At 58.7% G+C, this 25,975-nt stretch carries 16 protein-coding genes; 9 read left to right on the plus strand and 7 right to left on the minus strand.

What is annotated here, in order from left to right; genetic code table 11:
• Nucleotides 1-80 precede the first annotated feature (80 nt).
• Nucleotides 81-2,429 (minus strand): UvrD-helicase domain-containing protein, encoded by a 2,349-nt coding sequence (locus tag EYW45_RS24465; RefSeq protein ID WP_235938861.1) that lies wholly within the window; start codon nucleotides 2,427-2,429, stop codon nucleotides 81-83.
• Between the two features lie 123 nt (nucleotides 2,430-2,552).
• Nucleotides 2,553-3,197, minus strand: coding sequence for a Pr6Pr family membrane protein (locus EYW45_RS05635; protein ID WP_161134364.1), 645 nt, complete (start codon nucleotides 3,195-3,197; stop codon nucleotides 2,553-2,555).
• 322 nt (nucleotides 3,198-3,519) lie between these two features.
• On the opposite strand from EYW45_RS05635, the gene EYW45_RS05640 reads away from it, so the two are divergent.
• From EYW45_RS05640 to EYW45_RS05650, 3 genes are read left to right on the plus strand one after another with little or no spacing between them, the layout of a single operon-like run.
• Nucleotides 3,520-4,752, plus strand: coding sequence for a thiamine pyrophosphate-dependent enzyme (locus EYW45_RS05640; RefSeq protein ID WP_161134365.1), 1,233 nt, complete (start codon nucleotides 3,520-3,522; stop codon nucleotides 4,750-4,752).
• Between the two features lie 2 nt (nucleotides 4,753-4,754).
• Entirely contained in the window at nucleotides 4,755-5,825 is a 1,071-nt protein-coding gene (locus EYW45_RS05645) for an alpha-ketoacid dehydrogenase subunit beta (protein ID WP_407924898.1), read from the plus strand.
• Between the two features lies 1 nt (nucleotide 5,826).
• A complete protein-coding gene (locus EYW45_RS05650; protein ID WP_161134366.1) occupies nucleotides 5,827-7,521 on the plus strand; it encodes a dihydrolipoamide acetyltransferase family protein in 1,695 nt (564 codons plus the stop codon).
• 256 nt (nucleotides 7,522-7,777) lie between these two features.
• Here EYW45_RS05650 and EYW45_RS05655 read toward each other — a convergent pair whose 3' ends face one another.
• From EYW45_RS05655 to EYW45_RS05675, 5 genes are all read right to left on the minus strand, one after another.
• A complete protein-coding gene (locus tag EYW45_RS05655) occupies nucleotides 7,778-8,761 on the minus strand; it encodes a Bug family tripartite tricarboxylate transporter substrate binding protein (RefSeq protein ID WP_161134367.1) in 984 nt (327 codons plus the stop codon).
• 58 nt (nucleotides 8,762-8,819) lie between these two features.
• A complete protein-coding gene (locus EYW45_RS05660) occupies nucleotides 8,820-9,635 on the minus strand; it encodes an enoyl-CoA hydratase (RefSeq protein ID WP_161134368.1) in 816 nt (271 codons plus the stop codon).
• Nucleotides 9,632-10,375: a FadR/GntR family transcriptional regulator gene (locus EYW45_RS05665; RefSeq protein WP_161134369.1), complete on the minus strand. Its 744-nt coding sequence runs from the start codon at nucleotides 10,373-10,375 to the stop codon at nucleotides 9,632-9,634. Before EYW45_RS05665 ends, EYW45_RS05660 begins: the two co-directional genes overlap by 4 nt.
• A 66-nt stretch (nucleotides 10,376-10,441) precedes the next feature.
• Nucleotides 10,442-11,623 (minus strand): CaiB/BaiF CoA transferase family protein, encoded by a 1,182-nt coding sequence (locus EYW45_RS05670; protein WP_161134370.1) that lies wholly within the window; start codon nucleotides 11,621-11,623, stop codon nucleotides 10,442-10,444.
• 475 nt (nucleotides 11,624-12,098) lie between these two features.
• Nucleotides 12,099-13,280: an MFS transporter gene (locus EYW45_RS05675; protein WP_161134371.1), complete on the minus strand. Its 1,182-nt coding sequence runs from the start codon at nucleotides 13,278-13,280 to the stop codon at nucleotides 12,099-12,101.
• 288 nt (nucleotides 13,281-13,568) lie between these two features.
• Between EYW45_RS05675 and EYW45_RS05680 the strand changes: the two genes are divergently transcribed.
• The 6 genes from EYW45_RS05680 to EYW45_RS05705 all read left to right on the plus strand — a co-directional run bounded on the left by EYW45_RS05680 (nucleotide 13,569) and on the right by EYW45_RS05705 (nucleotide 25,969).
• The gene (locus EYW45_RS05680; protein ID WP_161134372.1) at nucleotides 13,569-14,912 is read left to right on the plus strand and encodes a PQQ-dependent sugar dehydrogenase; all 1,344 of its coding nucleotides are present in this window, start codon (nucleotides 13,569-13,571) and stop codon (nucleotides 14,910-14,912) included.
• A gap of 438 nt (nucleotides 14,913-15,350) precedes the next feature.
• The gene (gene dpdE / locus EYW45_RS05685; RefSeq protein WP_161134373.1) at nucleotides 15,351-18,650 is read left to right on the plus strand and encodes a protein DpdE; all 3,300 of its coding nucleotides are present in this window, start codon (nucleotides 15,351-15,353) and stop codon (nucleotides 18,648-18,650) included.
• On the plus strand, nucleotides 18,647-21,241 hold the full coding sequence (gene dpdF / locus EYW45_RS05690) for a protein DpdF (RefSeq protein WP_161134374.1): 2,595 nt from the start codon (nucleotides 18,647-18,649) through the stop codon (nucleotides 21,239-21,241). The genes dpdE and dpdF overlap by 4 nt, the downstream gene beginning before the upstream one ends.
• The gene (dpdG, locus tag EYW45_RS05695) at nucleotides 21,238-22,170 is read left to right on the plus strand and encodes a protein DpdG (protein ID WP_161134375.1); all 933 of its coding nucleotides are present in this window, start codon (nucleotides 21,238-21,240) and stop codon (nucleotides 22,168-22,170) included. Before dpdF ends, dpdG begins: the two co-directional genes overlap by 4 nt.
• Entirely contained in the window at nucleotides 22,167-25,256 is a 3,090-nt protein-coding gene (dpdH, locus tag EYW45_RS05700; RefSeq protein ID WP_161134376.1) for a protein DpdH, read from the plus strand. The genes dpdG and dpdH overlap by 4 nt, the downstream gene beginning before the upstream one ends.
• 53 nt (nucleotides 25,257-25,309) lie before the next feature.
• Nucleotides 25,310-25,969 carry a hypothetical protein gene (locus EYW45_RS05705; RefSeq protein WP_161134377.1) on the plus strand — a complete coding sequence of 220 codons (660 nt, stop codon included), beginning with the start codon at nucleotides 25,310-25,312 and terminating at the stop codon, nucleotides 25,967-25,969.
• Nucleotides 25,970-25,975 lie beyond the last annotated feature (6 nt).

Consider the following 25,975-nt stretch of genomic DNA (forward strand, 5'->3'; position numbering starts at 1 on the left):
CCAGGCCTTGTGACAATAAGTTGGTCGTTTTTGCGAGCGCGCTTGAGCACCGATGCGCGACCGGCATCTCGTCGCGCGCGCTAGCGTGGCGGTTCGGCCAACCAATTCTCAAACGGCGTCACGTCCATATTGCCCGGCACGTACCACACCTTGCGCGTCTTATCCCACTGCGCGCCCATTGCCTTCACGATGTCCTTGTCGGCATAGGCCACGCGCAGGTCGCGCCGGCTTTGCGTGGCTTGCGGCTCGGCGGTATTGCGGCGTACGGCCGTGTCGGCCCGACCGCGCGTGGCACCCAACTGCATCTGGGCGATGAAGCTGCTGCGCGCTGCGGGATCCGTCGGCGCAATCAACGTGAGCCTTGTTTTGGGTCGCGTCGCGGCCACGTAAAACAGGTTCTCTTCTTCCTTGAACGCCCGCAGCGGGTTCGGAAACTCGCTCGCCGCCATGTAGGGCAGGATCACGTGATCGAACTCCTTGCCCTTGGCGTGCGCCACGCAATCGATTGCCACCAGATCGCGCGCCTTGCGCGTGCCCGCGAACGCATCGGCCTGACCGATCCAATCCGCAAAGTCGCGCACGTTCTTGCCCGATGCGCGTGCTGCCTCGATGAAGCCGGCTACCGACTTCGCGATCACCGATGCGTCGTAAGGATGCACGTACACCCGACGCGCGAGCGCCTCCATGCCGATGCGCTCGCAGATCTCAGTCAGTGCCACGTACGCCGGCGTATCCGCTTCCAGCGCCTGCACGTACGCCACTGCCTGGGCGATACGCGCACTGGCCGCAGCCGCGCCCACGCGCTGAATCTGTCCTTCGAAAAAATACTTGAGCGTGCCCGGATCGCGCGCGATCGTCGTCTTGGCTTCTTCAAGCGCGGCGGGCGTCATCGGCACCTCACCAAACATCGACAACGATTCGACGATCGCTTCCCGACTCGCGGGCGAGGCCACCTTCTCGAGATTGTTCAGCGCGATGGCAAACATGCCGCGCAAAAACAAGATCTCTTCGCGCTGCAGATAGCTGTTCATCGTCAACGTGCGATAGCCGATGTCGGCCTGCATCAACGCGTTCTCAATCTCGATGGATTGATGGCTATCGCGCAGCAGAATCGCAATGCCATCGAGCGGCTTGCGGTCGCGACGCCACTTTGCGATGGCTTCGACGACGCGGGTGGCGCAGGTGACGGCGTTGGCCGATGCGGGACGATCTACAGCGTCTTGCGATTGGGACGCGACAGCACCGGGGGCCACAGCACCGGACGCTGAAGTGCCGGAAACCACAGCACCGGAAGTCACAGCACCGGAAACCGCAGTGCCGGACATTTCTGAGGTATCGCGACTGGCGCGGTCGGCGTGCGCGACAGCGTCGTGCGAGCCCCCATCGCCAGCATTCGCCGGCCCATAGAACACCACGTTGATCTCGGTCTTCATCGGCAGCTTCGAATCCACCGGCTTGCGCTTGAACGCCTCCATCGCATAGGCCAGGTGCGGCCCATGGCGGTACGTCATCGTCAACGGATAATGCGCGCACTGCGGGAACACGGCCGAGAAACGTTGATTCAAATAGGCCTCGTCCGCGCCCATCTGCGAATAGATCACCTGGTCGCGATCGCCCACGCCCACGAAGTACAGCTTGTCCATTTTCAGCAGCGCTTCGAGAATGCGAAACGACGCCTCGTTCAAATCGTGCAGCTCATCGCCCACCACCAGGCGATACGCCGGAAACGCTTCGATGGTTTCAGGATCGTCGCGCAGCGCCCGCGCCAGATCGTAGGTGGCGTCGAAGAACCCGCGCGACGGCACTTCGCCGAATGTGCCCAGCCGGTGCTTCTCATATTCGATCGACCACAGATAATCGGTGAGCGGCACGCCCAAGTCTTCGGCGATGTATTCCAGATCGAGCCCTTCGTCCACGCTATCGAACGCCATCGTGGCCTTCATGCGCAGCAGCGCTTCCAGAAACTGGCTCACTGCCAGATTGTGCGTGCGGATCTCGAGCTGTTCCGATTTGCTCGGGTAGTTGCTGCTCACGTCTTCGAGCGCGGCCAGGGCATGCACCTTTTGCTCGCGTGCCGACTGCATCGCCAACGGCTTGGCGTCCTCCATATTGCCCAACACGCGCGCAGCAAACTCATCCATTGTCTGCACGCGAATCTTCCTTGCCGTGCTGTAGGCGATGCCCACCTCCACCAGTCGCGCCTGCATCACTTGCTTGGCCTCAGGCGTGAACGTGAGCGCCAGGATGTCCTCGGGCGGCAGTCCGCGGGTGAGGGCTTCGCCGATACGCAAGGCGAGTGTCGTAGTTTTTGCGGCACCTGCATTGGCTGCGACCAGGGTCACGCGGCTGCGCGAAAGTTGAATGGCGCGCTGCTCGTCGGTGGGAACAAAGCCGGCGGGGATGAACTGCACAGGGGAGGGTTGGGTCATTGAGCGTGCTGGGGGGTAAAGATTGAGAATTCGCCCCGATAGTACGTCAGCAGCTTCGATCCTGCGTCGGGCGGTGCCAAGCGGCAGGATTCTCGGCCCGCTGACCGCTGACCCGGCAGAGGTCTACCGATCCAGCTTTCGATCCAGCCAGATAAACGCCGAACCCACCAGAAAGTAGCCAGTTGCGATCGCGACCGCATTAAACGCCGTCTGCCCCCAACCCAGCTCCGCCACATTGATGAACGGATACGCATACTGCCCATCCGCCTCACCGCGAATCATCGCGTAGGCAAAGTACCCCAACGGGTAGAGCGCCCAGATCAATGGGTCGTGCCATCTGAAATTACCCTTCGGCACCAACGCCAGCCAAAACAGCGGCACGAGGATCGGCGTCACCCGGTGCAGCAGCACATCGGCCACATACATGCCACCCGTGAACTGATACAGCCCGCTCAACAGCACGGCGTACACCACGCCCACTAGCACGATCGACAGCACCGCACAGCCCATCCACTTGGGCGCCAGGCTCGCTCGTCCTGCCACCGCAATCGCGATGAATAGCACCGCGACCATCAGGTTGGTCGTAATCGTGAAGTACCGCAGCAGCGTCCATATCGCAGACACCGCCGTGGGTGCCGACTCGAACAGCGCAAGGAAATTCAGGGTGAGGCCCGCCAACGCCACCAGTGCAACAAAGGCCGCGGTGCCCCGGATCATGCCGGTTGGATGGCGCTCCAGAAGAGGGGCATTCGCGATGGGATCATTCATGACAGGTCATCCGGGAAAGCAGGCACGCGCATCTCCGAGCGAAGGGTGCGGACGATTATCGCGAGTTATCTGAGCCGCCACAAAGCATTTTGGCGAATAAAGAGGGGGATGTTTCGATCGGTCAGTTGTGGCGCGCGGCTTGCGCATGCCGCATCATCCTTAAGACGCAAACCTCAATAAGACTCGCTTCTGCTAATCTTGAGTTCGGATGGCGCTTCAACACCCTGGGTGTCATTCGGCGGACGCGACTGCGGGTTATCCCCCAAAGTGGCGCCTTCAAAAGATCAAGCGTGCGACACAATCATGCGCGGAGACAATATCGATGAGTGACTACGGATCGCTTAAATTTCACGTGCCCGAGCCCACTGGGCGGCCGGGTCAAAAGACCGACTTCTCCTTTCTTCTTCTCAGCCCCGCAGGCGAGGCGCGCAAGCCGCCGATCGACATCGCTCCTGTGGAAACCGCCGACCTCGCATACAGCCTGATCCGCGTCCTCGACGACGACGGGAAAGCTGTGGGACCGTGGGCGCCCGAGATGAGTCATGAGCAGTTGAAGGCCGGCATGCGCGCCATGCTCAAAACGCGCATCTTCGATGCCCGAATGCTCATCGCGCAGCGGCAAAAGAAGCTCTCGTTTTACATGCAAAGCCTGGGCGAAGAGGCCATCGGCACCGGCCAGACCATGGCGCTGAACGTGACGGATATGTGCTTTCCCACATACCGCCAGCAAAGCATTCTGCTCACGCGTGAAGTGTCGTTGGTCGACATGATGTGCCAGCTCATGTCCAACGAGCGCGATCCATTGAAGGGCCGCCAGTTGCCCGTAATGTATTCGGTGCGCGAGTCAGGCTTCTTCACGATCTCCGGCAACCTGGCCACGCAATTCATCCAGGCTGTGGGCTGGGCCATGGCGTCTGCCATCAAGGGCGACACCAAGATTGCGTCCGCCTGGATCGGCGACGGCGCCACGGCCGAGGCCGACTTTCATACTGCATTGACCTTCGCGCACGTGTACCGCGCCCCGGTCATTCTGAACGTGGTCAACAACCAGTGGGCGATCTCCACCTTCCAGGCCATTGCCGGCGGTGAGGGGGCAACCTTTGCCGGACGCGGCGTGGGTTGCGGTATCGCGTCGCTGCGCGTGGATGGCAACGATTTTCTCGCCGTGTATGCGGCCTCGCAATGGGCCGCCGAACGCGCCCGCCGTAGTTTAGGTCCCACCTTGATCGAATGGGTCACCTACCGCGCCGGCCCGCACTCCACCTCCGACGATCCGTCCAAATATCGCCCTGGCGACGACTGGAGCAACTACCCGCTGGGCGACCCGATCGCGCGTTTCAAGAAGCATTTGATTGGTCTGGGCATCTGGTCCGATGAGGAGCATGACGCCTTGCGGGCTTCGTTGGAAGCCGAAATCATCGCCGCGCAAAAGGAAGCCGAACGCCACGGCACGCTGGTCGATGGCCACGTGCCGAGTGTGGCGAGCATCTTCGAGGACGTCTACAAAGAGATGCCCGAACACTTGCGCCAACAGCGTCGCGAATTGGAGGGTTGACCATGTCTGCACATGAAAAAGAAGGTCAGGCCACGACGCCAGTGGCCGAAGGTCAGGCGACCAAGCCGATGACCATGATTCAAGCGTTGCGTTCGGCCATGGATGTGATGCTCGAACGCGACAACAACGTGGTCGTGTTCGGCCAGGATGTGGGGTACTTCGGCGGCGTGTTTCGCTGCACGGAAGGCCTGCAAACGAAATACGGCAGCTCGCGTGTATTCGATACGCCAATCTCTGAGGGCGGCATCGTCGGTGTGGCGGTCGGCATGGGCGCCTATGGGTTGCGTCCCGTGTGCGAGATCCAGTTCGCCGACTACTTCTATCCCGCGTCCGACCAGATCGTGTCGGAAGCCGCTCGCCTGCGTTATCGCTCAGCCGGCGAATTCGAAGCCCCGATGACGATCCGCATGCCTTGCGGCGGCGGCATCTATGGCGGGCAAACGCACAGCCAAAGCCCCGAGGCGATGTTTACGCAAGTATGCGGGCTGCGCACGGTGATGCCGTCCAATCCGTATGACGCCAAGGGCCTGTTGATCTCGTGCATCGAGAACGATGACCCCGTCATTTTTCTCGAACCCAAGCGGCTCTACAACGGCCCTTTCGACGGCCATCACGACCGGCCCGTTACGCCATGGAGCAAGCATCCCTCGAGCCAGGTGCCCGAGGGCTACTACACCGTGCCGTTGGATAAGGCCACGATCGTGCGCCCGGGCGAAGCGGTCACCGTGCTCACGTATGGCACCACGGTGTATGTGGCATTGGCTGCCGCAGAAGAAACGGGGATCGATGCCGAAGTGATCGACCTGCGCAGCCTCTGGCCGCTCGATCTCGACGCCATCGTGACCTCAGTAAAGAAGACCGGCCGTTGCGTGGTAGTGCACGAAGCCACCCGCACGTGCGGCTTCGGTGCTGAGCTGATCTCGTTGGTGCAGGAGCATTGCTTTTATTCGTTGGAAGCGCCGGTTGAGCGCGTGACGGGATGGGACACCCCCTACCCACACGCGCAAGAGTGGGCGTACTTCCCTGGCCCGCGTCGAGTGGGTGATGCATTACGACGCGTGATGGAGGTTTGACATGGGCATTCATATCATCAAGATGCCGGATATCGGCGAAGGTATTGCCGAGGTCGAACTCGCGGGCTGGCATGTGAAGGTTGGAGACGTGGTGGCTGAAGATCAGCCGCTGGCGGATGTGATGACCGATAAGGCGACAGTCGAGATTCCGTCGCCGGTGGTGGGTACTGTCGTGTCGCTGGGTGGTCAGGAAGGCGATGTGATGGCCGTGGGCGGTGAGTTGATTCGCCTGGAGGTGGAGGGGGCTGGGAATCAGAAGGGTGGGGCGGCTGCGGGCGGTGCAACGTCACGCGCTTCAGCGTCCAGCTCGGGCAACCGTGCGACAGCATCCGATGACGACGAGGGCGATGCCGATCACATGGCCACCAATGCGCCAGTGGACGTGCCTGCCGCGGATAGCGTTGCCGCAGATGGCATCGTTGCAGAAGGCGCGACCTCCAATGGTGGCGCAGTGACGGGTGGTAATGCCAAAAGTGCGAAGGCGGCGTCTGCTTCTTCGGCGTCGGGTTCGTCCTCGACGTCGTCGTCGCGGGCTGATGCGTCTGCTTCTGCATCGCTTGCGTCGTCATCCGCATCACACGGTTCTTCATCGGCAGCATCGTCTGTTAGCGCAAAGCCGGTCGAGCGACACGAGCCTGCGGACGTGCACGCTCTTAACGCGAAATCTGCAGCGTCGCCTGCGGTGCGTAAACGGGCGCGCGATCTGGGCATCGATCTGCCGGATGTTCAAGGCTCAGGTCCTGCCGGGCGGATTCAGCACGAGGATCTCGATGCGCATCTGCTTGCTGGAAAAGCTGCGCAGACTGCATCCCCTGCTTCTGCGTCTGCGGGAGCAACGGGTTCAGCGGCGCCGGCTGCCAACATGGCGAAGAACGCTGGTGCGTCTGCTTCTGCGGCAATGAGAAGCGGGGGCGCTCCTGCGCCTGCGCCTCGCTCTACCGCCGAAGTGCGCTCCTACGCCGACGAAGACTTTGTTCACGATCGCTACGAGCAACGCCACGACGAGCATCAAGTGCCCGTGATTGGCTTGCGTCGCAAGATCGCGCAGAAGATGGTCGAGTCCAAGACCCGCATCCCGCACTACAGCTATGTGGAAGAGATCGACGTTACCGATCTTGAGACCTTGCGCGCGCAGCTCAACCAGAAATGGGGCGAGAAGCGTGGCAAGCTCACGATCCTGCCGTTCCTCATTCGTGCCATCGTGATGGCGTTGCCGGACTTCCCGCAGATCAACGCGCGGTTTGACGACGACTCCGGTGTGGTCACGCGCTTTGGTGCGGTGCACCTCGGCGTTGCGGCGCAAAGCGATGCGGGGTTGATGGTGCCGGTGATTCGGCATGCCGAATCGCGCGACATGTGGTCGTTGGCGTCCGAGATCACGCGTCTGGCGCAAGCCGTGCGTAGTGGATCGGTGCGACGCGAAGAGATGTCGGGTTCGACTATCACGGTGACGAGTCTTGGCGCGCTGGGTGGTATCGTCACCACGCCTGTCATCAACCACCCTGAAGTTGGCATCGTGGGCGTGAATCGCATCGTCGAGCGCCCGATGTATCGCAACGGGGTTGTGGTGCCGAGAAAGCTGATGAACCTGTCGTCATCCTTCGACCATCGCGTGGTGGACGGCATGGATGCGGCCGAATTCATTCAAGCGGTGAGGGCATTGCTTGAGCAGCCGGCGATGTTGTTTGTGGATTGAAGCTCTTTGGGCCGCCGGTGAAATGGCGGCCCGAAGGCGTCGTGCCTCATTCACCTGATGACGACGCTGCGCCATGGCATCACAAAGTCGTTTGATTGAATGAAGACGCGGAATGCACTGTGATGCATTCCGCGTTTTTTTGCGTGACTGTGATCCGAAGTCGATCGTCAGCTAATGATGCTGTCATGCCTATGGCATGTTTCCGCGACCTGATCACAACGCGGTGCGTCGCAAGATGCGAATTCCTACGCCCGCATTACTCGATCCGAATATCCACGGCCTGCACCACATCCGCCCAGCGCACTAACTCAGCATTCACAAACTTGCCCAATTCCTCAGGGCTACTGGCACCTGCGGTCGCACCTTCACCTTTGAAACGCTGCTGCAGCGTCGGCGATTGCAGTGCTCGCGCGATGGCTTCATTGAGTATCTTGACCCTGTCGGCCGGCGTGCCGGCAGGCGCCATCAACCCGTTCCACGTATTGATGTCGTAGTCCTTGAACATCGCGATTTCGCTCAACGCCGGCACATCCGGCAATTCGGAGGATCGCGTTTTCGTGGTCACAGCCAGCGCACGCAGCTTGTCCGCCTTCACCTGCGGCAACGCAGCGGGCAACGTCGCAAAGCTCAGCTGGGTTTCTCCGCTCATTACCGACGTATTGGCCAATGCGCCACCGCGGTAGGGCACGTGCTGCAGGTTTACCTTCGCTTCCTGCGCAAACATCGCCGCGGCCAAGTGCACCGGAGAACCATTGCCGCTCGAGGAATAGTTCAATTCACCCGGCTTGCTTTTGGCCAGCGCAACCAACTCGTCCACGCTTTTCGCAGGCAAGTTTGGCGTGGTCACGAGCACCAACGGGATCGACGCAATCATGCTCACCGGTGTGAAGCCGCCCACAGGATCGTAGCCCAGCGATTTCTTGTACACGGCAGGATTGATGCCGTGGCTCGACACCGTCGCCATGAACAACGTGTAGCCATCGGGCGACGCCTGTTGAACGTACGACGCGGCGAGGTTGCCGGCCGCGCCGGCCTTGTTCTCGATGATCACAGGCTGCTTGAGTTCTTTGCCCAACTGCTCGCCAAGCGCGCGAGCGAGGATATCGGTGGTGCCGCCGGCGGCGTAGCCCACCACGATGCGCAGCGGTTGATTGGGAAACGTCGATTGCGCGACGGATGCGGCAGACGTGCACAGGCCTGCGGCCACGGCGAGTGCCGTGCCAACTTGTCTTACGTTCATTTTTTTTGTCTCCGGATGGGTCACGCTTTTTTGCGTGATCCCGGTACTGCGTGGGGGATCAGCGCCCTTTGAACACAGGCGCCCGCTTCTCTGCAAAAGCTTTTTTGCCCTCTGCGTAGTCTTCACTCGCAAAGCAATCCAACACCATTTGCTGCATGGCCTTCACGTCGACCTGCGGCCCGAGCTGCTGCATCTGGCGAATCATTTTCTTGCCCGCTTTCAAGGTAAGCGGTGCATTGGCCCGGATCTTCTCCAGATAACTTTCCAGTGCGGCATCCAGCTCGCCTTGCGCCGACACGCGTTGAATCAGGCCCAACGCCTTCGCCTCGTCGGCCTTGTAGCGCGCGGCGGACAGGAAAATCTCAAGGGCATTGGCCGGCCCCACCACGGTGACCAGGTTGCGGATGGCCGTCAGCCGATATCCAAGGCCCAAGCGGCCTGCGGGGATGGCAAACGAGCTATCGGGCGAGGCCACGCGAATATCGCAGCACAACGCGATATTCAACCCACCGCCGATGCAATAACCCTGGATGCGCGCGAGCGTTGGCTTTTCGAAGTCATACAGCGCCAGCTGCGCCGCTTCGGCCACCACTTCATAAGCTTTGACAGCGTCTTCGCCCGAACGCAGATTATCGAACTGCGAAATATTGGCGCCGCTCACAAACGATTTCGTTCCCGCACCCGTGAGCACCACCGCACGAATATCGCCGTCTTCGCGAAAGGCATTCAGCACGATCGGCACGGCTTCCCACATCGCAAACGACACGGCGTTGTGACGTTCGGCATCGTTGAATGTGAGCCAACCGATGGCGCCGCGCTTCTCGGCGATGATGTTCTCGGTAATCTCGCCTTGAAGAATGCGTTCACTGCTCATGGTGTCGTCCTCGTATCCGCAGCCTTGTAGCGCTGCATCCCGTTAGTCAGATGGGTGCGCATCGCCAGACGTGCGGCGTCGCTGTCACCCGATTCGATGGCATTGAAAATAAGATGATGTTCGCGCTCGATCTGCTCGATGCGCTCGGTGCCCGCGCTGCGATAGCGCAACGTACGCACGGCACCGCGAATCACGTGGCTCAAATGCGTCATCAGCTGCATGAAGTAGGGGTTGTTGGTCGCTACGCCCACCGCCATATGGAAATCCAAAGCCGTCGCTGCCCCTTGCTCCCAGTCGTCGCCCGAGGCGTCCACTTGCCGCAGTGCCAACGCCAACTGCGCCAACTGCTCCGGCGTGCGATGCTGTGCGGCGATTGCGGCGGCACCCGCCTCGATCTCCACCCGCAACGAAAACACATGCTCCAACGTATCCGCCTGCAGCAGATCTTCCGGTGCGATTTCGAAGCGGCGTGAGCCCATGTCTTGCGCCACGAACGTGCCCACACCGCGCCGCGTATCCACATAGCCCGCGAGCTTGAGACGCGCAATCGCCTCACGCACCACATTGCGGCTCACCGCAAACATCTCCGCCAGCTCGAATTCTGTGGGCAAGCGTTCGCCGGGCGCGAACTCGCCATTCATGATCCGCTGGCGAACCTGCTGTGCGATTTCGTCGGGCAGGTTATCGGGCCGGCCGAGGCTGGCGAATACCTGCTGCGGGGGCGATTGCGTCACGGTCATGGTGGGGTCAGCTCCTTGGGCGTTGCGTAAATGTTGCGGCAATGCCGGCGATAGTAGCCGTCTCGCTCAGATCACACCCGCCTCGACCAACCGATCGAGCCGCGCCGGTTCAATGCCCAACATGTCTCCATAGACCTGCGCATTATGCTGCCCGCGATCGGGCGCCGGCTTCATGTCGCCCAAACCGGTGCGGCTCAGGATTACGGCCTGGCCCACCACGGGTATCGCGCCCAGCTTAGGATGCTCGAGATCGCGGCTCATCCCCAAGTGTTTCACTTGAGGATCCGCGAAAGTCTCGTCCATCTCAAGAATCGGGCCGCAGGGCACGCCCGCGGCGTTCATCAGATCGATCCACTGCGCGGTGGTCTTGCGCTGCGTCTGCTCGCCGATCAAGGCGTTGAGTGCCGGACGATTGCGACCCCGCAACGGTACCGTCAGGAAGCGCTCGTCTTCCACGATCTCTGGGATCTCGAGAACCCGGCAGAGACGCGCAAAGATGTCGTTCCCCATCGCAGCGATGTTCATGTAGCCGTCTTGCGTGGGGAACACCCCCGTCGGGCTGCTGGTGGGATGGTCGTTGCCGCTTTGCGCCGGCACTTCCTTGTTGAGCAGCCAGCGCATCGCCTGGAAATCCATCATCCACACTTGCGACTGCAACAGCGATGTCTGCACCCACTGGCCTTTCCCCGACACTTCACGCTCCAGCAGCGCGATAAAAATCCCGATCGCGCAGAAGAGACCGGCCGTGAGATCGGCGATCGGAATACCGGCGCGCATCGGGCCGCGCCCGGGCTCGCCCGTAACGGACATCAACCCGCCAATCCCTTGTGCGATCTGATCGAGCCCCGGGCGCGTCGCGTACGGCCCATCCTGGCCGAAGCCGGACACACTCGCCAACACGATGCCCGGATTCACCTTGCGCAGCGACTCGTAATCGATGCCCAGCTTGAACTTCACGTTAGGACGATAGTTTTCCACCACCACATCCGCCTTCTTCACCAGATCCATGAAAAGCGCCAGGCCTTCCGGATGCTTCAGATTGAGCGTGATGCTGCGCTTGTTGCGATGGGTGTTTTGATAGTCGGCAAACTGCGCGGAGCCGCCAGGCTTGTCGTCCTGCTCCGGGCCGGGCTCCTCGATCTTGATCACCGTGGCGCCCCAATCGGCAAACTGCCGCACGGCAGCGGGGCCCGAGCGCACCCGCGTCAGATCGAGCACGGTAAAGCGGCCTAACGGCTTGTTGTCCATCTCTTGTCTCCACGCTTTTATGAACCTGAGCGGCTTCGCGGTCGAACGACCAGCGAGGAGCTCGGTTACTTATAGGATGTTGGACATCTTACAGGTGGGATTTTTGGGAGGCAATTGTTTTTTGATGTTCGGTATTGAGCTCAACGCGGGCCCATGCTCGAACCCGACCCCCAACCCGGACACTGACCCGGCCCCCGAGCGCGGCGGCCGCCAGGGAAACTAGACGTGAGACGGAGCGAAGGACCGAACGACAACTAGCATGAGGGAGGTGGCGTCGGTCACGGCAAATGCCGCCCGGCTGGCAAGACTGCAGGTATCGAATGCGCAGCCTCGACAATCAAAACGTTTTGATTCTTTGCGCTAGCGATCGCGTGTGCGAGATGCTCGCCACGTTCAGGTGTGGTGCAGCGCTCCAGAAGCCCACCGCGTTCGCCACAGTAAGAGGTCACAGAAACGGTGGGCTGCTAGGCAACGGCTAGTTCGACACCCGGCGCGGCAACCACTTCCAGAACACAGCCGCAGCCACGCAACCCAGCAGGCCACTAGCAACGACTGCTGCGCTGAGCGACGCCACCGCAGTAATCCCAGCCAGCAGCACTGGCCCGCCGCACGCGCCCATGTCCGCCATCAACCGCCACAGCCCAAGAAACGACGGCCGTTGCCCCGGTGGCGCCGAGTCTGCACCCAGCGTCATCACGATCCCTGAGCCAATGCCGTTGCCGAACCCCAGAATCAGCGCCACCAGCGTGAAGCTGATTAGCCCACCGGTGAGCGGCATCGACATCAAGCTCAACCCCATCAGTAACGTGCACGGAATCGCCACCCAAATGCGGCCGCGCTCGTCCATCACCTTGCCAGCAGGGTAGAACACCGCCATATCGATCGCGGCAACCAGGCCATAGATCACCGACGTCACGGCCGGCTCCAGCCCCAACTGCTCCGCCCACAGCGGGATCACCACCTGCCTGGATGCGCGCAACGCGCTCACCAGCAGCACCCCCACACCCAACGTGAGAAACACACGCGCATGCGTGCGTGCAATCTCCCGGATACGCATGCGTGGGGCCGGTTTGCCTTCCTGCTTGGAGATCACTTGAAGCTCCGGCGCAAACAACGCAATCGCGCCTGCGCCCACCATCGCACCGATCGCCACCCAGTACGCGCCGGTGATGCCAAAGCTATGAATCAGCGCCGCACCCGCAAACGGCCCGATGAACGCGCCAATACGAGTAGTACCCCCTAATGTAGACAGCGCGCGCGCCCGCATCTGCAGCGGCACCGCCTCGGTGAGATACGTCTGCCGCGCCAGCACGAACACCGACGACGCCATCCCCACCATCAACATCGAAAGCGCCAACACCCAGATCGTGGGCGCAAAAATCGCCAGCAAGAACGCCAGCATGCTGAACACCGCCGCCCCGATGATTGATCGCCGCTCACCCATGCTCGAAATGATCATCGACGCCGGGATGTTGCTCATCAGCGACCCCACGCCAATCAGCGCTGCAATCAGGCCAGACATCGCCAGCGACGCACCCAACTCGCGGGCAGTAAGCGCGATCACGGGAAGCGTGGCGCCATTGCTCACGCCGTAAAGCAACGACGGGCCGAACGCCGGCACGGCGATCTTTTTCAAGCTGAACGAGGGATCGGACATCGGTAGGCGTCGGCGCGGGGCAGACGGTGCGGCAAGGGTGAGAAGAGCGAAATGGGCGAATCGCCAAGGAGGGCGATTGAGGGTCATTGTAGCGAGCGCGCATTGCCTGGGGCGGGGCCTGCCTGATTGCCGGAAGCATGCGCGCATGCGAAACGCCACCTCCAGGGGCGATCAGCTTCTGCTGTGCACCAGGCGGGCGGCCGCCTGAACGCGGCGGCGCGGCGTTTGCTACCTAGCGTTCACTCTCGCTTCTCTTCAAGCGCCATTCCTCGTTATCGAGACAAACACATGAACAAACCCCTGACCGTCATCGCCGTGGCCGTCGCCCTGGTCGTGGTCGCCGCCGGCGGCACCTACTGGTCGATCAACCGCACCAATGCGCAACTCGACAACACCGCCAGCACGGGTCCCAACCCCACGCTGCCGGAACAGCAGCAACGCATGCTGCCCACCGTGTACATCGCGCCTGCGCAGCCCTGGACAGGCAACGCCACGCCCAAGGGTGTGGCCGGTACCAAGGTCGTGAAGTTCGCCGCCGAGCTCAACCACCCGCGCTGGCTCTACGTGCTGCCCAATGGCGACGTTCTGGTGGCCGAGACCAACGCGCCCGAGCCCGTCGGCAATGAGTCGTACAAAGGCTCCAAAGTGAAGGCCTTCGTGCAGGACGCCGTCATGGCACGTGCTGGTGCCAAAGAACCGAGCGCCAATCGCATCTCCTTGCTGCGTGACGCCGATGGCGATGGCGTAGCCGAAGTTAAAAACGTCTTCCTGAAAGATCTGACGTCCCCCTACGGCATGGTGCTTGTCGGCAACGAACTCTTCGTCGCCAACGCCAACGGCATCGTCAAATTCCCCTACAAGGAAGGCGACACCAGCATCTCCGCGCCCGCGACCAAAGTCACTGATCTGCCTGGCGGCTTGAACCACCACTGGACCAAGAACGTCGTTGCCAGCAAAGACGGCACGAAACTCTACGCCACGGTGGGCTCGAACAGCAACGTGGGTGAGAACGGCATCGAAATCGAAGAAGGTCGCGCTGCCATCTGGGAAATCGACCGCGCAACGGGCAACAAACGCCTCTTCGCGACCGGGCTGCGCAACCCCAACGGCATGGGCTGGGAACCATCGACCGGTGCGCTGTGGACCGTGGTCAATGAGCGCGACGAACTCGGCGGCGACTTGGTGCCGGATTATCTGACGTCAGTGCAAGACGGTGGCTTCTACGGCTGGCCGTACAGCTACTTCGGCCAGAACGTGGATAACCGCATCCAGCCGCAAAAGCCCGAACTCGTCGCCAAGGCCATCAAGCCTGACTATGCGCTTGGCACACACGTGGCACCGCTTGGGATGACGTTTGCTGAAGGCAATACATTGCCGCAGCAGTTTGCTAATGGGGCATTCGTCGGGTTGCATGGTTCGTGGAACCGCAAACCGCGTTCGGGGTACAGCGTGATCTTCGTGCCGTTTGCCAATGGCAAGCCTAGTGGACAGCCGATTGACGTGTTGACGGACTTCGTGAACGCCAATGGTGATGCGAATGGTCGTCCTGTGGGCGTGACTATCGACAAGAGGGGTGGATTGCTTGTGGCAGATGATGTGGGCAATGTGATTTGGAGGGTAGCGGGTACGTAATAATTCAAGCTTTCTGCTACAAGGGGCCGCGTCCGCGGCCTTTGTTATTTCCGGCCCCGGAATTTTTGCGTCTTGATTACGCGCGCTGTCTTGATGCATCTCGATTGTATGGGCCATTCGGCAGGAATTTCCTTGAGCTACTAACGTTTGTGGATGGCGCCACTTGCAAGGCTCTCACATAGAATTGCTAGATTTCGATTCCCTGATTGTCACGCAATTTCCGTTCAGTTCATGCTGACAATTGGGCACACCCAAGTTCAACTTGCCAAGTGTGGATCATTGCACAAAGTCCATCTCTCTTGTACTGCATGACCGGATCTCGACGTATCATCAGCGCAGTTACTCACGAATAGGTATTCGATGGATAATGCGCTAATCAGGTCAATTAGTGAAGATTGCGTGACGCATTCTCAGCCCATCAATAAGGTTTGATAAACCATGGCTGCAAATTTTTTTTGCTGGATAAAAAGCAGGGAATCGGAAGGTTTAGGGAAAATCGTCGAAGTACAGGGGGATACAGGAGTCGTCGAATATTTCGATTCCCCCGCCGACGCAGTCCATCATCGCGTCTCGGTTCCGTATTCGTGCATTCGGCGGAAACGCTTAGGGCGGAATATGCGAGTGTTCACCTTGGACGAGATGTCTAATCAATGGACGGTTGCTCGGGTCCTCGATGACGACGGTGAAGGAATTGAAGTGCGCTTGCCGCACAAGCAAGACGTTTATCTGCCTTACGAAAGAGTCTTCGTGCGTTGGAAACGGCCGATTGAAGATCCAGTCGATTTTCTCGGCAATTTAATCACGGAAACTCCCCAATATGCCCAAGCCCGCTCAGGATTCATCCGAAATTATGTTTTTCAAAGAGGAGCGGCGTTCGGGATCTCAGCACTGCTCTCCTCTTCCATAGAGTTAGAGCCACATCAAGTCGAAGTCGTTCGACGCGTTCTGACGGACCACACGCAGCGCTATTTGCTTGCAGACGAGGTCGGATTGGGGAAGACCATTGAGGCTGGGATAATAATTCGCCAGACCGTGCTCGATGATATGCGCGGCCACAGGATACTTATCCTTGTTCCCAGCGAATTGATCACGCAGTGGAGAGAGGAGTTGTCCGTCCGCTTCGGGCTCTCGGATTTACTTGATGAGTCCATATTTGTCCTCTCGCAGGATGACGCCGCTGAATTAAAAGAAGTGTCGCGGAATATTTCGTTGTTAGTGGTAGATGAAGCTCACCACCTATGTTCAACAAACGCTGACGATTCTGTCCAGAGTTTTTATCAACTTGTGAAAGAGAATGCGTCGCGGGCGGAAAGGCTCCTGCTGCTATCCGCGACGCCAATACTGCGCAATGAGAGCGGCTTCCTTCGGATGCTCAACCTTCTCGATCCTGTGGTCTATCGACTGGACGACGTAGAAGGGTTTCGGACAAAGGTTTCCAATAGACAAACATTCGCCGAGACCGTCGCAGCACTAGACCCCGGCAATGCGTTATTCATGGATTCCGTTCTTGATGAACTATTGAATCGGCTTTCAAACGATCCGCGTTTGATCGAGTTGTCCTTGGCACTAAAAGAGCAATTGCTTGATATGCCTGACAAGTTCGACCCAAAGTTCTGCGCCTCCGTCGGGCAGTTGAGAGCGCACATTTCCGAGACATACCGACTCAATCGGCGTATCTTGCGAAACCGCAGAACACAGGTCGAGGGATTAACCCCAGAGCGCAAGGGGGCCGAAGTGTGGCGCGTGGAAGCCTCCTCGATGAACAGGGTTGAGTCCGCACTGGAGAATTGGCGCGTCTGCGCATCGTTGGAGACAGGCGAAATTGGGTTTGACGGCTTTTCCGAACTTGCAGATTTCTATTGGACTGCTGTGTGCGTGCTTGCACAAGGTCCCGAGGGACTCTCGCGGGTTTGTATAGAGCGATTAAGGCAAATTAGCATCGGAGTCCTGGTGCCATTTGACGGTGAAAGTTCACTACTTGAAACCATCCTACAAACGGTTGACACGGATTCTTGGCTAGACCGTCGCTTAGAAACGCTTTATCAAGGATTAGGAACGCTTACAAGGGGGACGAAAGCCGTCATATTTTGCGGCGAGGAGGGAATTGCCGACCGGGTCTTCCATTATCTTAAAGATCGTAAGCTTAAAATCGTAAGGCACGAGGTTGGAGATGCGCTGGACTTCTCGGAGCAGGACTCTTGGAGAGACTTCTTGAGCGTTCCGGAGGTGCTTGCTATCGTATGTGGGCCGCGTGCAGAAGAGGGTATCAATCTACAAGGCGGAAACAAGGCATTGGTCCATTTCGACCTGCCACTGCAACCGAATCGTATAGAGCAACGCATGGGACGGGTAGACCGCTATGGAGCAGGGAGACCGGTACGGTCATTCGTGCTCCTCGATGGAGACGCGTCTTTCCAAATGGCATGGTTCCGTATCCTAAACGAAGGCCTAGGAGTGTTCGAACGATCGATATCGAGTTTGCAGTATTTGGTAGAAGAAGAAATCAGTGACGTGGCACAATCATTAATACACGAGGGAGTTGATCGGCTTGACTCACTGCTTGCCAAATTAGCAGGATCGTCAGGCTTAGTAGCGCGAGAACTACGTCTCATTGCACAACAGGACGCTCTGGACCAGTTGTCGCCCGTCCCGGAACATGAGTTAGACGACCTTTTCGACGCGGATGCAGACTGGCGGAACATAAGCAAGGCAATGACGGATTGGATTGAGAATACACTTCTATTCGAAAAAGTGAAGTTGACGCAGTCGAACGGAGACCTGGCAGTCGACGACCCCTTTCGTTTCCATTATTGCCCACCTGATGCGAGAACCGGTCGGTCGACGCTAATATCGCTGTCCGAGTTTCTTGATGGGTTTCTAGGAGCAATCGATTTCGAAGCCCCTGGCAACCGGTCGAACAAACCGCAGTCCTATCCCTACGTGGCCCACCGGCCCTCCGCGGTCAAGCATCGCGTGCGTCCCTTACGTTATGGAACCGAGTTTGTTGAGTCGATCAGATCATTCTGTGAATTAGACGTTCGCGGCCGAAGTTTTGCGATGTGGCGACAGGTCCCCAACGAATTTAGGCCGATGGAAACCCAAATATGCTTTCGCTTCGACTTCATTGTCGAAGCAGACCTTGACGAGGCGTTGGATGTGCTGGCCCAGGCGCGCAGTCGTACGAACACATTAGCCCGTGCCTCGCTTGCTCGACGGGGCGATACTTTGTTCTGTCCGACCGTGATCCAAGTTTGGCTGAACGAGGAAGGGGACGAACTGCCGGCAGAGTTCGTCAAGAGATACCTCGACCCGGAATATGCGAAGCAGGGCGGCGACGGCTACATTGACAAGAACCTAGATGCGGCGTATCTGCACGCTTTAAGACGATGGTCGCCCAATATGCTGGCGAACTGGAGCACACATTGCGAACGCATGCGCGACAAGGCGATATCCATAGTTAATTCGAAGCCGGAACTACTGAATCGGCAGAAGGATTCTCTGGAGAGGGCATTGGCCGAAGGCGAGATCCGTCATGCCCGACTTCGAACTCGTATTGAGTCGCTCGATGGACGCGAGGCCGTCGCCGAGGTGGAGCAATTCGCGCTCGAACGCGCCCTCAGCGAAGCGCTTCACCAGGGCATATCATCTCCTTCGCTCAAGGTCGACGTTGCCGGAGTAGTCGTCCTTACGAGCGAACCAGTGTCCATTTTATCGGAGCACATGAGGGAAACCCGATGAATTTTGGCCTTAACGATCTTCAAGCTCTATTGAAGGAATGGCCGCCGGTAGCGGCTATTCCCGATTTGGTTGAAGATAGTGTAATGGACCGGATTTGCCAGGTTCTCCTGGCCGCTCGGGATTGTCGTGGCGGGAATGAATGGCAAGCCGACTTGCAACCGTTGCTAAGGCATGTCCTTTTACGTGAAGGGAAAGAGTCAGGAAAAGCGCCCAGGTTGAAGGTGCCTATTAATCATGGCTGGCCAGATCGGCAAAGTTGGGAGGCACACGGGTTCGAGGTCTTGGAGGCGGGTCCATCAGCTTATTTGTTAAACGCGCTCGAGTGGCATCCAGAGTGGCTCGGAAGTGGCGAGGGGGGAGCCTTCTCCGACGCATTTTCCAAGTGTGTCGTTCGAAGGTTAAAGCCTTGCCCAACTGATCCGTTCGTACGGGATGCAACGGGTTTTGAAAGTTACTCTTCTCCCGGCCAGCGTGAAGCTGTTCGCGGCACCTTCCTCGTGCCTGAGGGGGACACCCTGGTGGTTAACCTTCCGACCGGTTCAGGTAAGAGTCTGGTAGGGCAGACTCCGGCCCTCGTGTACGGCGAAGGCGGCCATCTAACCCTGTTTGTGGTCCCAACGGTCGCGCTAGCGTTGGACCAGGAGCGCGCTATGCGCGAACTGTTTCGGCGGCAGGATCCCTCTCGGCCCGATTGGCCGCTCGCGTGGTTTGGAGGCCTGCCGAAGGAACAGCGCTCTGAAATCCGACAGCGTTTGCGCAACGGGACCCAGAGGATTCTTTTCACATCTCCTGAAGCGCTGACGACCTCCTTGCTCAGTGCCGTGTTAGATGCGGCGAGCGCTGGCATGCTGCGCTACTTGGTGATAGACGAGGCGCACCTCATAACCCAGTGGGGGGATGAATTTCGCCCGTCCTTCCAGGCACTGTCGGGTTTGCGCTACACCATGCTGAAACTCGCGCCGCGCGGGTTCCGTACCCTGCTCATGAGCGCGACCTTCACAGAAGAGACGGTAAAGACACTTGCTAGCCTTTTCGGACCGCAGGAACGGGTGCAGATGGTGTCAGCGGTACATCTTCGGCCCGAACCTCAGTACTGGTTTTACGGTGCTAAGTCCCCAGAAGATAAACGTGAGAGGATTTTGGAGGCGTTGCGGCACGCGCCCCGACCATTCATTCTCTACGTGACCAAGAGGGAAGAGGTCGCGCGATGGGGGGCTACCCTGCAGAGCAGGGCGGGCCTGTCGCGAATTGCTACTTTCGACGGCAAAACGGCGACCTCGGAACGACTTAGGATCATCACGGAGTGGGCAAAAAACCGTCTCGACGGCATTGTTGCAACCTCGGCTTTCGGCGTTGGCCTCGACAAGAGCGATGTAAGGACGGTGATGCACGCGACAATTCCCGAGACGTTAGACCGCTACTATCAGGAGGTAGGCCGAGGTGGTCGAGACGGAAGGCCTTCCGCAAGCCTACTAGTTTTTGATCCTTCCGACTGGGCGTTGCCTGAGCGTCTCGCGAAGCCAAAGATTATTTCCGACGAATTGGGTTTCAATCGTTGGCAGGCCATGTATCAGTCGCGCCAGGAAACATGTGAAGAGGACTTGTGGTGCATCAATATTGATGCAGTTCCTCGACACGGAGATAGGCCTAGCCAATACAACGTTGATTGGAACATGCGGACGCTCATCCTGATGGCAAGAGCCGCTCTATTGACGATCGAGATCGACAACAATGCCGGGGATGCGAGTGAGGACACGGACGGAGGCGCTTCCTTGTTTCGGGCGGCCGTCCCAAGCGTCCGTGTCCGCATTCTCGATAACGGGCACCTCATTCCGGAGCGTTGGGAACAGGCTGTTGGAGCGTCCCGCACCGCGACCCTGCATGCAGCGGGGCGCAATTTGCAGATGATGCGCCAACTTCTGCCCGATCCCTCCGCAGATGGGCGATTGGTCGGGCGTGAGGTGGGAGAGACCCTCGCGGAGTTATACCGAATTAAGTCTCAGCGGTGGCCGGTCCACGTCAGCCACGCGTGTGGCGGATGCCCATGGGACCGTTTCGAGGACGTGGAGCCCAACTACTACGCCGAACCAGTCACGACCTCTGTCGGACGCGTGATGCCGTTCTCGTCCATGGCTTGGCCGGAAAGGTTCGACTGGTTGGATCCCGCTTTCGTATTTGTCTTCTATGACGAGGACCGTGAAGGTGGAGCGCTTCGTCGAGAGATCGTCGAGTTCGCATCATGGCTCGTCCAGTCCTGCGGCGTCCGTGAGATTTCGATCGATCCAGAATCGACCTTCGCCCAATACTCTGAATGGAACGGCCTTTACAGGCGCACGCGGGACAAGGTTCTCCTGCATCGTTCCCCGCAGGAGTCCGACATGGAGCCGTATTCTCCCCTTGCCCGTCTGACCGTTCTGGATCCAGGGGTACCGGCAAATGTTATTTTGGAAACCCAGATGCTACGGCGACCCTTCCACGTGGTCCTCCTACCACTTAGCGTACCCGACCCTGTAAACGACCTGCGCCGCCTTTCCGAGGTCAGTCCGAATAGCATTCGCCTGGAAGCTCTGATCCAAGAGATAAGCCAATGACCATCCTAAACCGCGAAAACGACGGTCTTCCTTCCATACTCCTCACGCTCGCGGTCACTGTTGCTCGAGAGAAGGCGATTTCCCGCGATGATTTGCTCAGTATCTGCGTCCCCTTTTCACCTAGCGATCGGGACAGCGATAAAAGGAAGGACCTGTCCTCAAGGGCCAGCGGGACCTTGATCCGATGGACGGCGCTCGGCCTATTCGTAGAAGAGGGCGGCAAATTCCGGCTTGCCATCGAACCGAAGCGCGGGGAATCCACCCAATCCTTTTCCGACCGACTGCCAACTGTCTGCCGGCGCTTAGTGTTGGACCGTGATCAAGGGAATCCGCTTTGGCCGGCGGGCGGCAGAATTTCCGAGGAAGGGACGGGAGTGACTGCCGATTTTTGCCGTGGCCTTGCTTGGTGCCTCAGTCAAGATATTTATTCTCTGCCTAGTTCCTATGGGGAGTTGGAAAGTCATATTACCGAACAGGTTAAGCCTGGTCGGTTCGTTTTCTTGAACGACACGCGGTGGCCCGGGCTCCGGGATTGGGCGAGGTTCCTCGGTTTCGCAACTGGGGACGACACCGGCTTTTTCTTCGATCCAACCGAGGCGGTCCGCTCGGAGCTAACCGAATTGACAAAATCGAAAGAAAGCCTCACGGCTGCGGAATTCGTCGCACGGCTTTCCCGACGGTTGCCAGTCTTGGACAAGGGGTTGTACCGAATCGAAATGGAGGAAGCCCTGAAGCCAGAGAAATGGACGGCGCCACCGCTAGGGTACCTTTCGACATCGCTGTCGTTCGCTCTGCGAAGATTGCAAAAGCAGGGGGTTTTGGGCCTGGCCACGCTCGCCGATGCGGAGTCACAGCTCACCCTCACGCGGCAAGGAGGCCGGGCGTGGGAGAGCTTTACCCATGTCAATCTACTTGGGGAATTTCAATGAGCCTGCTGCAGTACTGGCCCGTAGCTGAAGAGATTAACGCCTGCATAAAGCATGAAGCTGAAGGCGCGCACGATGCACTGCTTCTCGCGGTCCACCGCCCATCGCCCCTTAGTTACAAGCTAATTTCTTCTGGCGAGAAATTCGATGCTAGCGAGGAGGATCTCTTTAAGTACCTGATAAGTGGAGATGTACCTTCCGGCGCCCACGTAGTGCCGATCACGGGACGTTCAGGCGTCGGTAAATCGCACATGGTACGCATCCTCAATGCGCGTTTGCAGAGCATAAACGAGGATGGCAGGTACGTTGTCATACGTATTCCGAAGAGCGCCAGCCTGCGGAAAGTCGTCGAACTGATTCTAGAAAAGCTTCCGGAGGACGAATACGTCCAGGTGAGGGCAGAATTCGCGAAGGTGCTAACCGAGGATCTCAACGTCGAGACGGCAGTAATCCGTTTTCAACGTGAGTTGGACATCACTTTGGGCCAGTTGGCCAAGGAATTGGAGACTAGGGTCAGGGCAAATCCCCGCGACTCGGTCTTGAAGGAGCAATTGGGGCACGCTGGCGCCCTCTCGAAATTCATGGGTGATCCGGTTCTAGTTGACCATTTCCGCGGGAAAATTTTTCCACGCTTCGTCCAGCGGGCCATTGTTGGACAGCACCAGGTCGAGAGTGTGGAGTTGATAAGAGATTTTGTTCCTGACGATCTGGTCCTTCCCGAGTCAATCGACCTTTCCAAGTCGGCTTTCCAGACTAATGCTTACTACACTAGGAACCTGCTGGGCAGAGATGGTGAGGGGCTGCGAGCAGCGACCCGTTTACTAAACGAGAACATGGTTGCGGATCAGGCGATCCGCCAGTTGTTCAATCTGCACCAGTCATTGGGCGGCATGACCATCCAGGAAGTCATCCTCGAAATCAGGCGCCGTTTGCTGGGGCAGGGGCGCGAACTGGTTATTTTTGTGGAAGACTTCAAGGCGCTCACCGGGATCCAGGACATTTTACTTAAGGTCCTGATCCAGGAGGGCGTCCGCGATGGTGTGCAGGAGTTGGCCACGATGCGGTCGGTTATCGCCGTTACGGATGGCTACCTGGATACGGAGGACACAATCGCGACCCGTGCCAAGCGTGAATGGAAGGTGGAAAGCGAACTGTCCAGTCCTGCGGAAGTCCTCAGTCGAACTAAGGCATTGATCGCTGCGTATCTGAATGCTTCGCGCTGGGGATTCAAGGAATTACTTCGTCATTTCGAGACTAATAGAGAAGGCGCCAGCCAAACCGAACGGATAGGCGTTTACGCTGATCCCGACGGGGTCGGGGACTCCCCCGTCTTGGCTGCTTTCGGATACGACGAAGGAATTCCCTTGTTTCCTTATACGGAGTTGGCCATCGAACAACTGGCTAGGGCGGCGCTCACACGTAACAACGCGCTGGTTTTCACCCCTCGGTTTATCATCGATAACGTTTTGCGCTCGCTGCTGCTGCTAGGCAGACCAGCCTTTGAAAAGGGATTGTTCCCCCCCCCTGGCATAAGCGCACCCGTCACTACGGCGGAAGTGGCACAGTGGGTGGCGTCGTTACCGGTTTCAGCCGAATTGCAGGAACGGTACCGGCGGGTTGTTTCGATCTGGGGCAACGCACCCCGAAACATGGCGGAAGTCGGTTATATCCCGAAGGAAGTGTTCGACGCCTTCAACTTGAAGCGCCCTGCCATCGATTTCCATCCGGCGCCGGAGGCAGAAACGAAAGCCGATCCGGTAAAAGCGCCACCCCAGTGGGCACCCCAACCGAAGCCTGATGACGGATCGCTTAAGGAAATACTGGAAAAATGGGCCCAAGGGGAGCGCATGCCGCAGATCGCGGCGAACCATATCAGGAAATCCGTCGCGGCCGCACTAAATGACCGCATCGACTGGTCAGGTGAACGTTGCGCGAAGGCACCTATTCTGCCGACCCAAATTTCGATTCCGAACGCAGGTGGGGAAGCAGGTCTTGCCGCGAACCCGATCAAGGTATCTGAGGACCACGCCGACTTGAGTGGGCACCTTCGTTCCGAGTTGGCTGCTGTAACCAGGCTTTACCACCTGAACGCCGGCAAGCGCTCCTATGAGGACGCGGACGACGACATGGTCTGGGTTGGAAACCTCGCTGACCGGTTGATGCCGCAAGCAGTTTCCTTGTTCCGGGCGGTAACCCACCAGAAATTGGGAGCCGCAGCACGGTTGCTGCAAACAAACAGTCAGATGCTCGGCTTGTCTTTACGCGGCATGACGCCTGCCAGCATAGCTCTTTTCCTCTTCGGCGAACCGGACGCTCCTCCGGGTGCTTTAGTGGGGGCGAACGCCGCCTTCGTGGAATGGCGTGCGCGCCAGGAGCAGGCTGTACGGGTACGTACCGATCTGATGCAACTGGTCGCATCATACTGCGGTAGTTTCCAAGGATCTACCGGCAAAATCGCTTACGCCATAGACACGGTTAGAGTGATGAGTGCGCTGCAAGCGGAAAGCGGAACCCAGGGGGCTAATGTCCTCGAATTGCCAACCGAATTGAGGGCAACGCTCATCGAGTTGGGCGAAACACGAGTTAGTCCCTTGGCACGAAGGGCGTTGCAGGAAGCGACGTCCATCCGAAACAAGTTGGTCGCCGAATTCGGGGAAAGTTTCGACAAGCACGAAATCGTCGATGAACTTAAGGCCCTAGCGGATCAGTTGGGCGGTAGCGGCGCTTGGCCCATGCAGGACATTGGCATCGGTACGGCCGCGTTCAAGAACCGTTGCGACGATTTCCGTGCCGCTGCAGTCGGGACAGCACTCGCCACCCTTGCGGACGTGGGTAAAGAAAAAATGGAACAGGGCAGTCCGCATCTCATTACAAAGATGGGCCGTCTAGAAGTAAATCCGCTCATCATCGCAGTCGAGTTTGTGGATCTCGCGCGAAAGGTGGTACGCGCGGCCGAAAGGCATGCATCCGCATTGGAGACGCAATTTGAAGGGGTGGATCCCCAAGCGCAAGCCGCGGAGATCCAAGATCTGCTTCGGATCCTGCTGGACGAGTTAGATTCCTTTTCGGTTGAGGGAGAAGCACTGTGATACGCGACGAAGCGAGGAAGGCGCGCGAACGCTTAGTAAGCGCGGAGGCGACCATGAGCAGCGTTGAGGAAGCTGAGGCTCTGTCTAAGAAGAAGAGCGAGTTGCACGCTCTCGCTGCGAAGGTCGCGTCCTTGGCTGAGCGCCGTGGCCTGCTAGAGCGGGGAGGGGTTCCGCTGTCTCAGTCGCCGGATGTAGAGAAGGCCAGGCAGTCATGCGCCATGATACTTACCAGATTCATGGAATCTCCCAAGGCGGCAACGCTGGTGGATAAGCAGCGCTGGATCAGGCTGACGGAGTCGATCGGCGAATTCAACACCGTGGAAGAGACACTACAAAAGTACGACTGGAAGGGCTACTGCGGCAGCAGGCTGTTCGGAGGGCTCCCTCCAGAACAGCGAGAACAGACAATCCTGATGACCCTGCAGGAAAACCAGGAAGCTTTGGCGCTTTATAGACGTCTTCACAAGCGATTGTTAGTGCATCGCGCGGGAGTTCCTGACACAACCGAAGCATTGGAAGAAGTTCAGGAGTGCTCCAGGCAACTGTCTGAGATTCGATTCGTCGAAAACCAGGATGTTCCTTCCGAGGTACGAGCATTCTTCGATGCTACTTCTTCGGCAAGCGGAGCTAATCTGGAGTTGCTTACGACTGACGTCGTCAATTGGCTGAGTTTGAGTGGCATGCTTAAAAATTTTTCTGTACGAGCGAGATAGCAGGAA

The organism is Schauerella aestuarii (genome assembly GCF_009866805.1).
Classification (GTDB): Bacteria; Pseudomonadota; Gammaproteobacteria; order Burkholderiales; family Burkholderiaceae_B; genus Schauerella; species Schauerella aestuarii.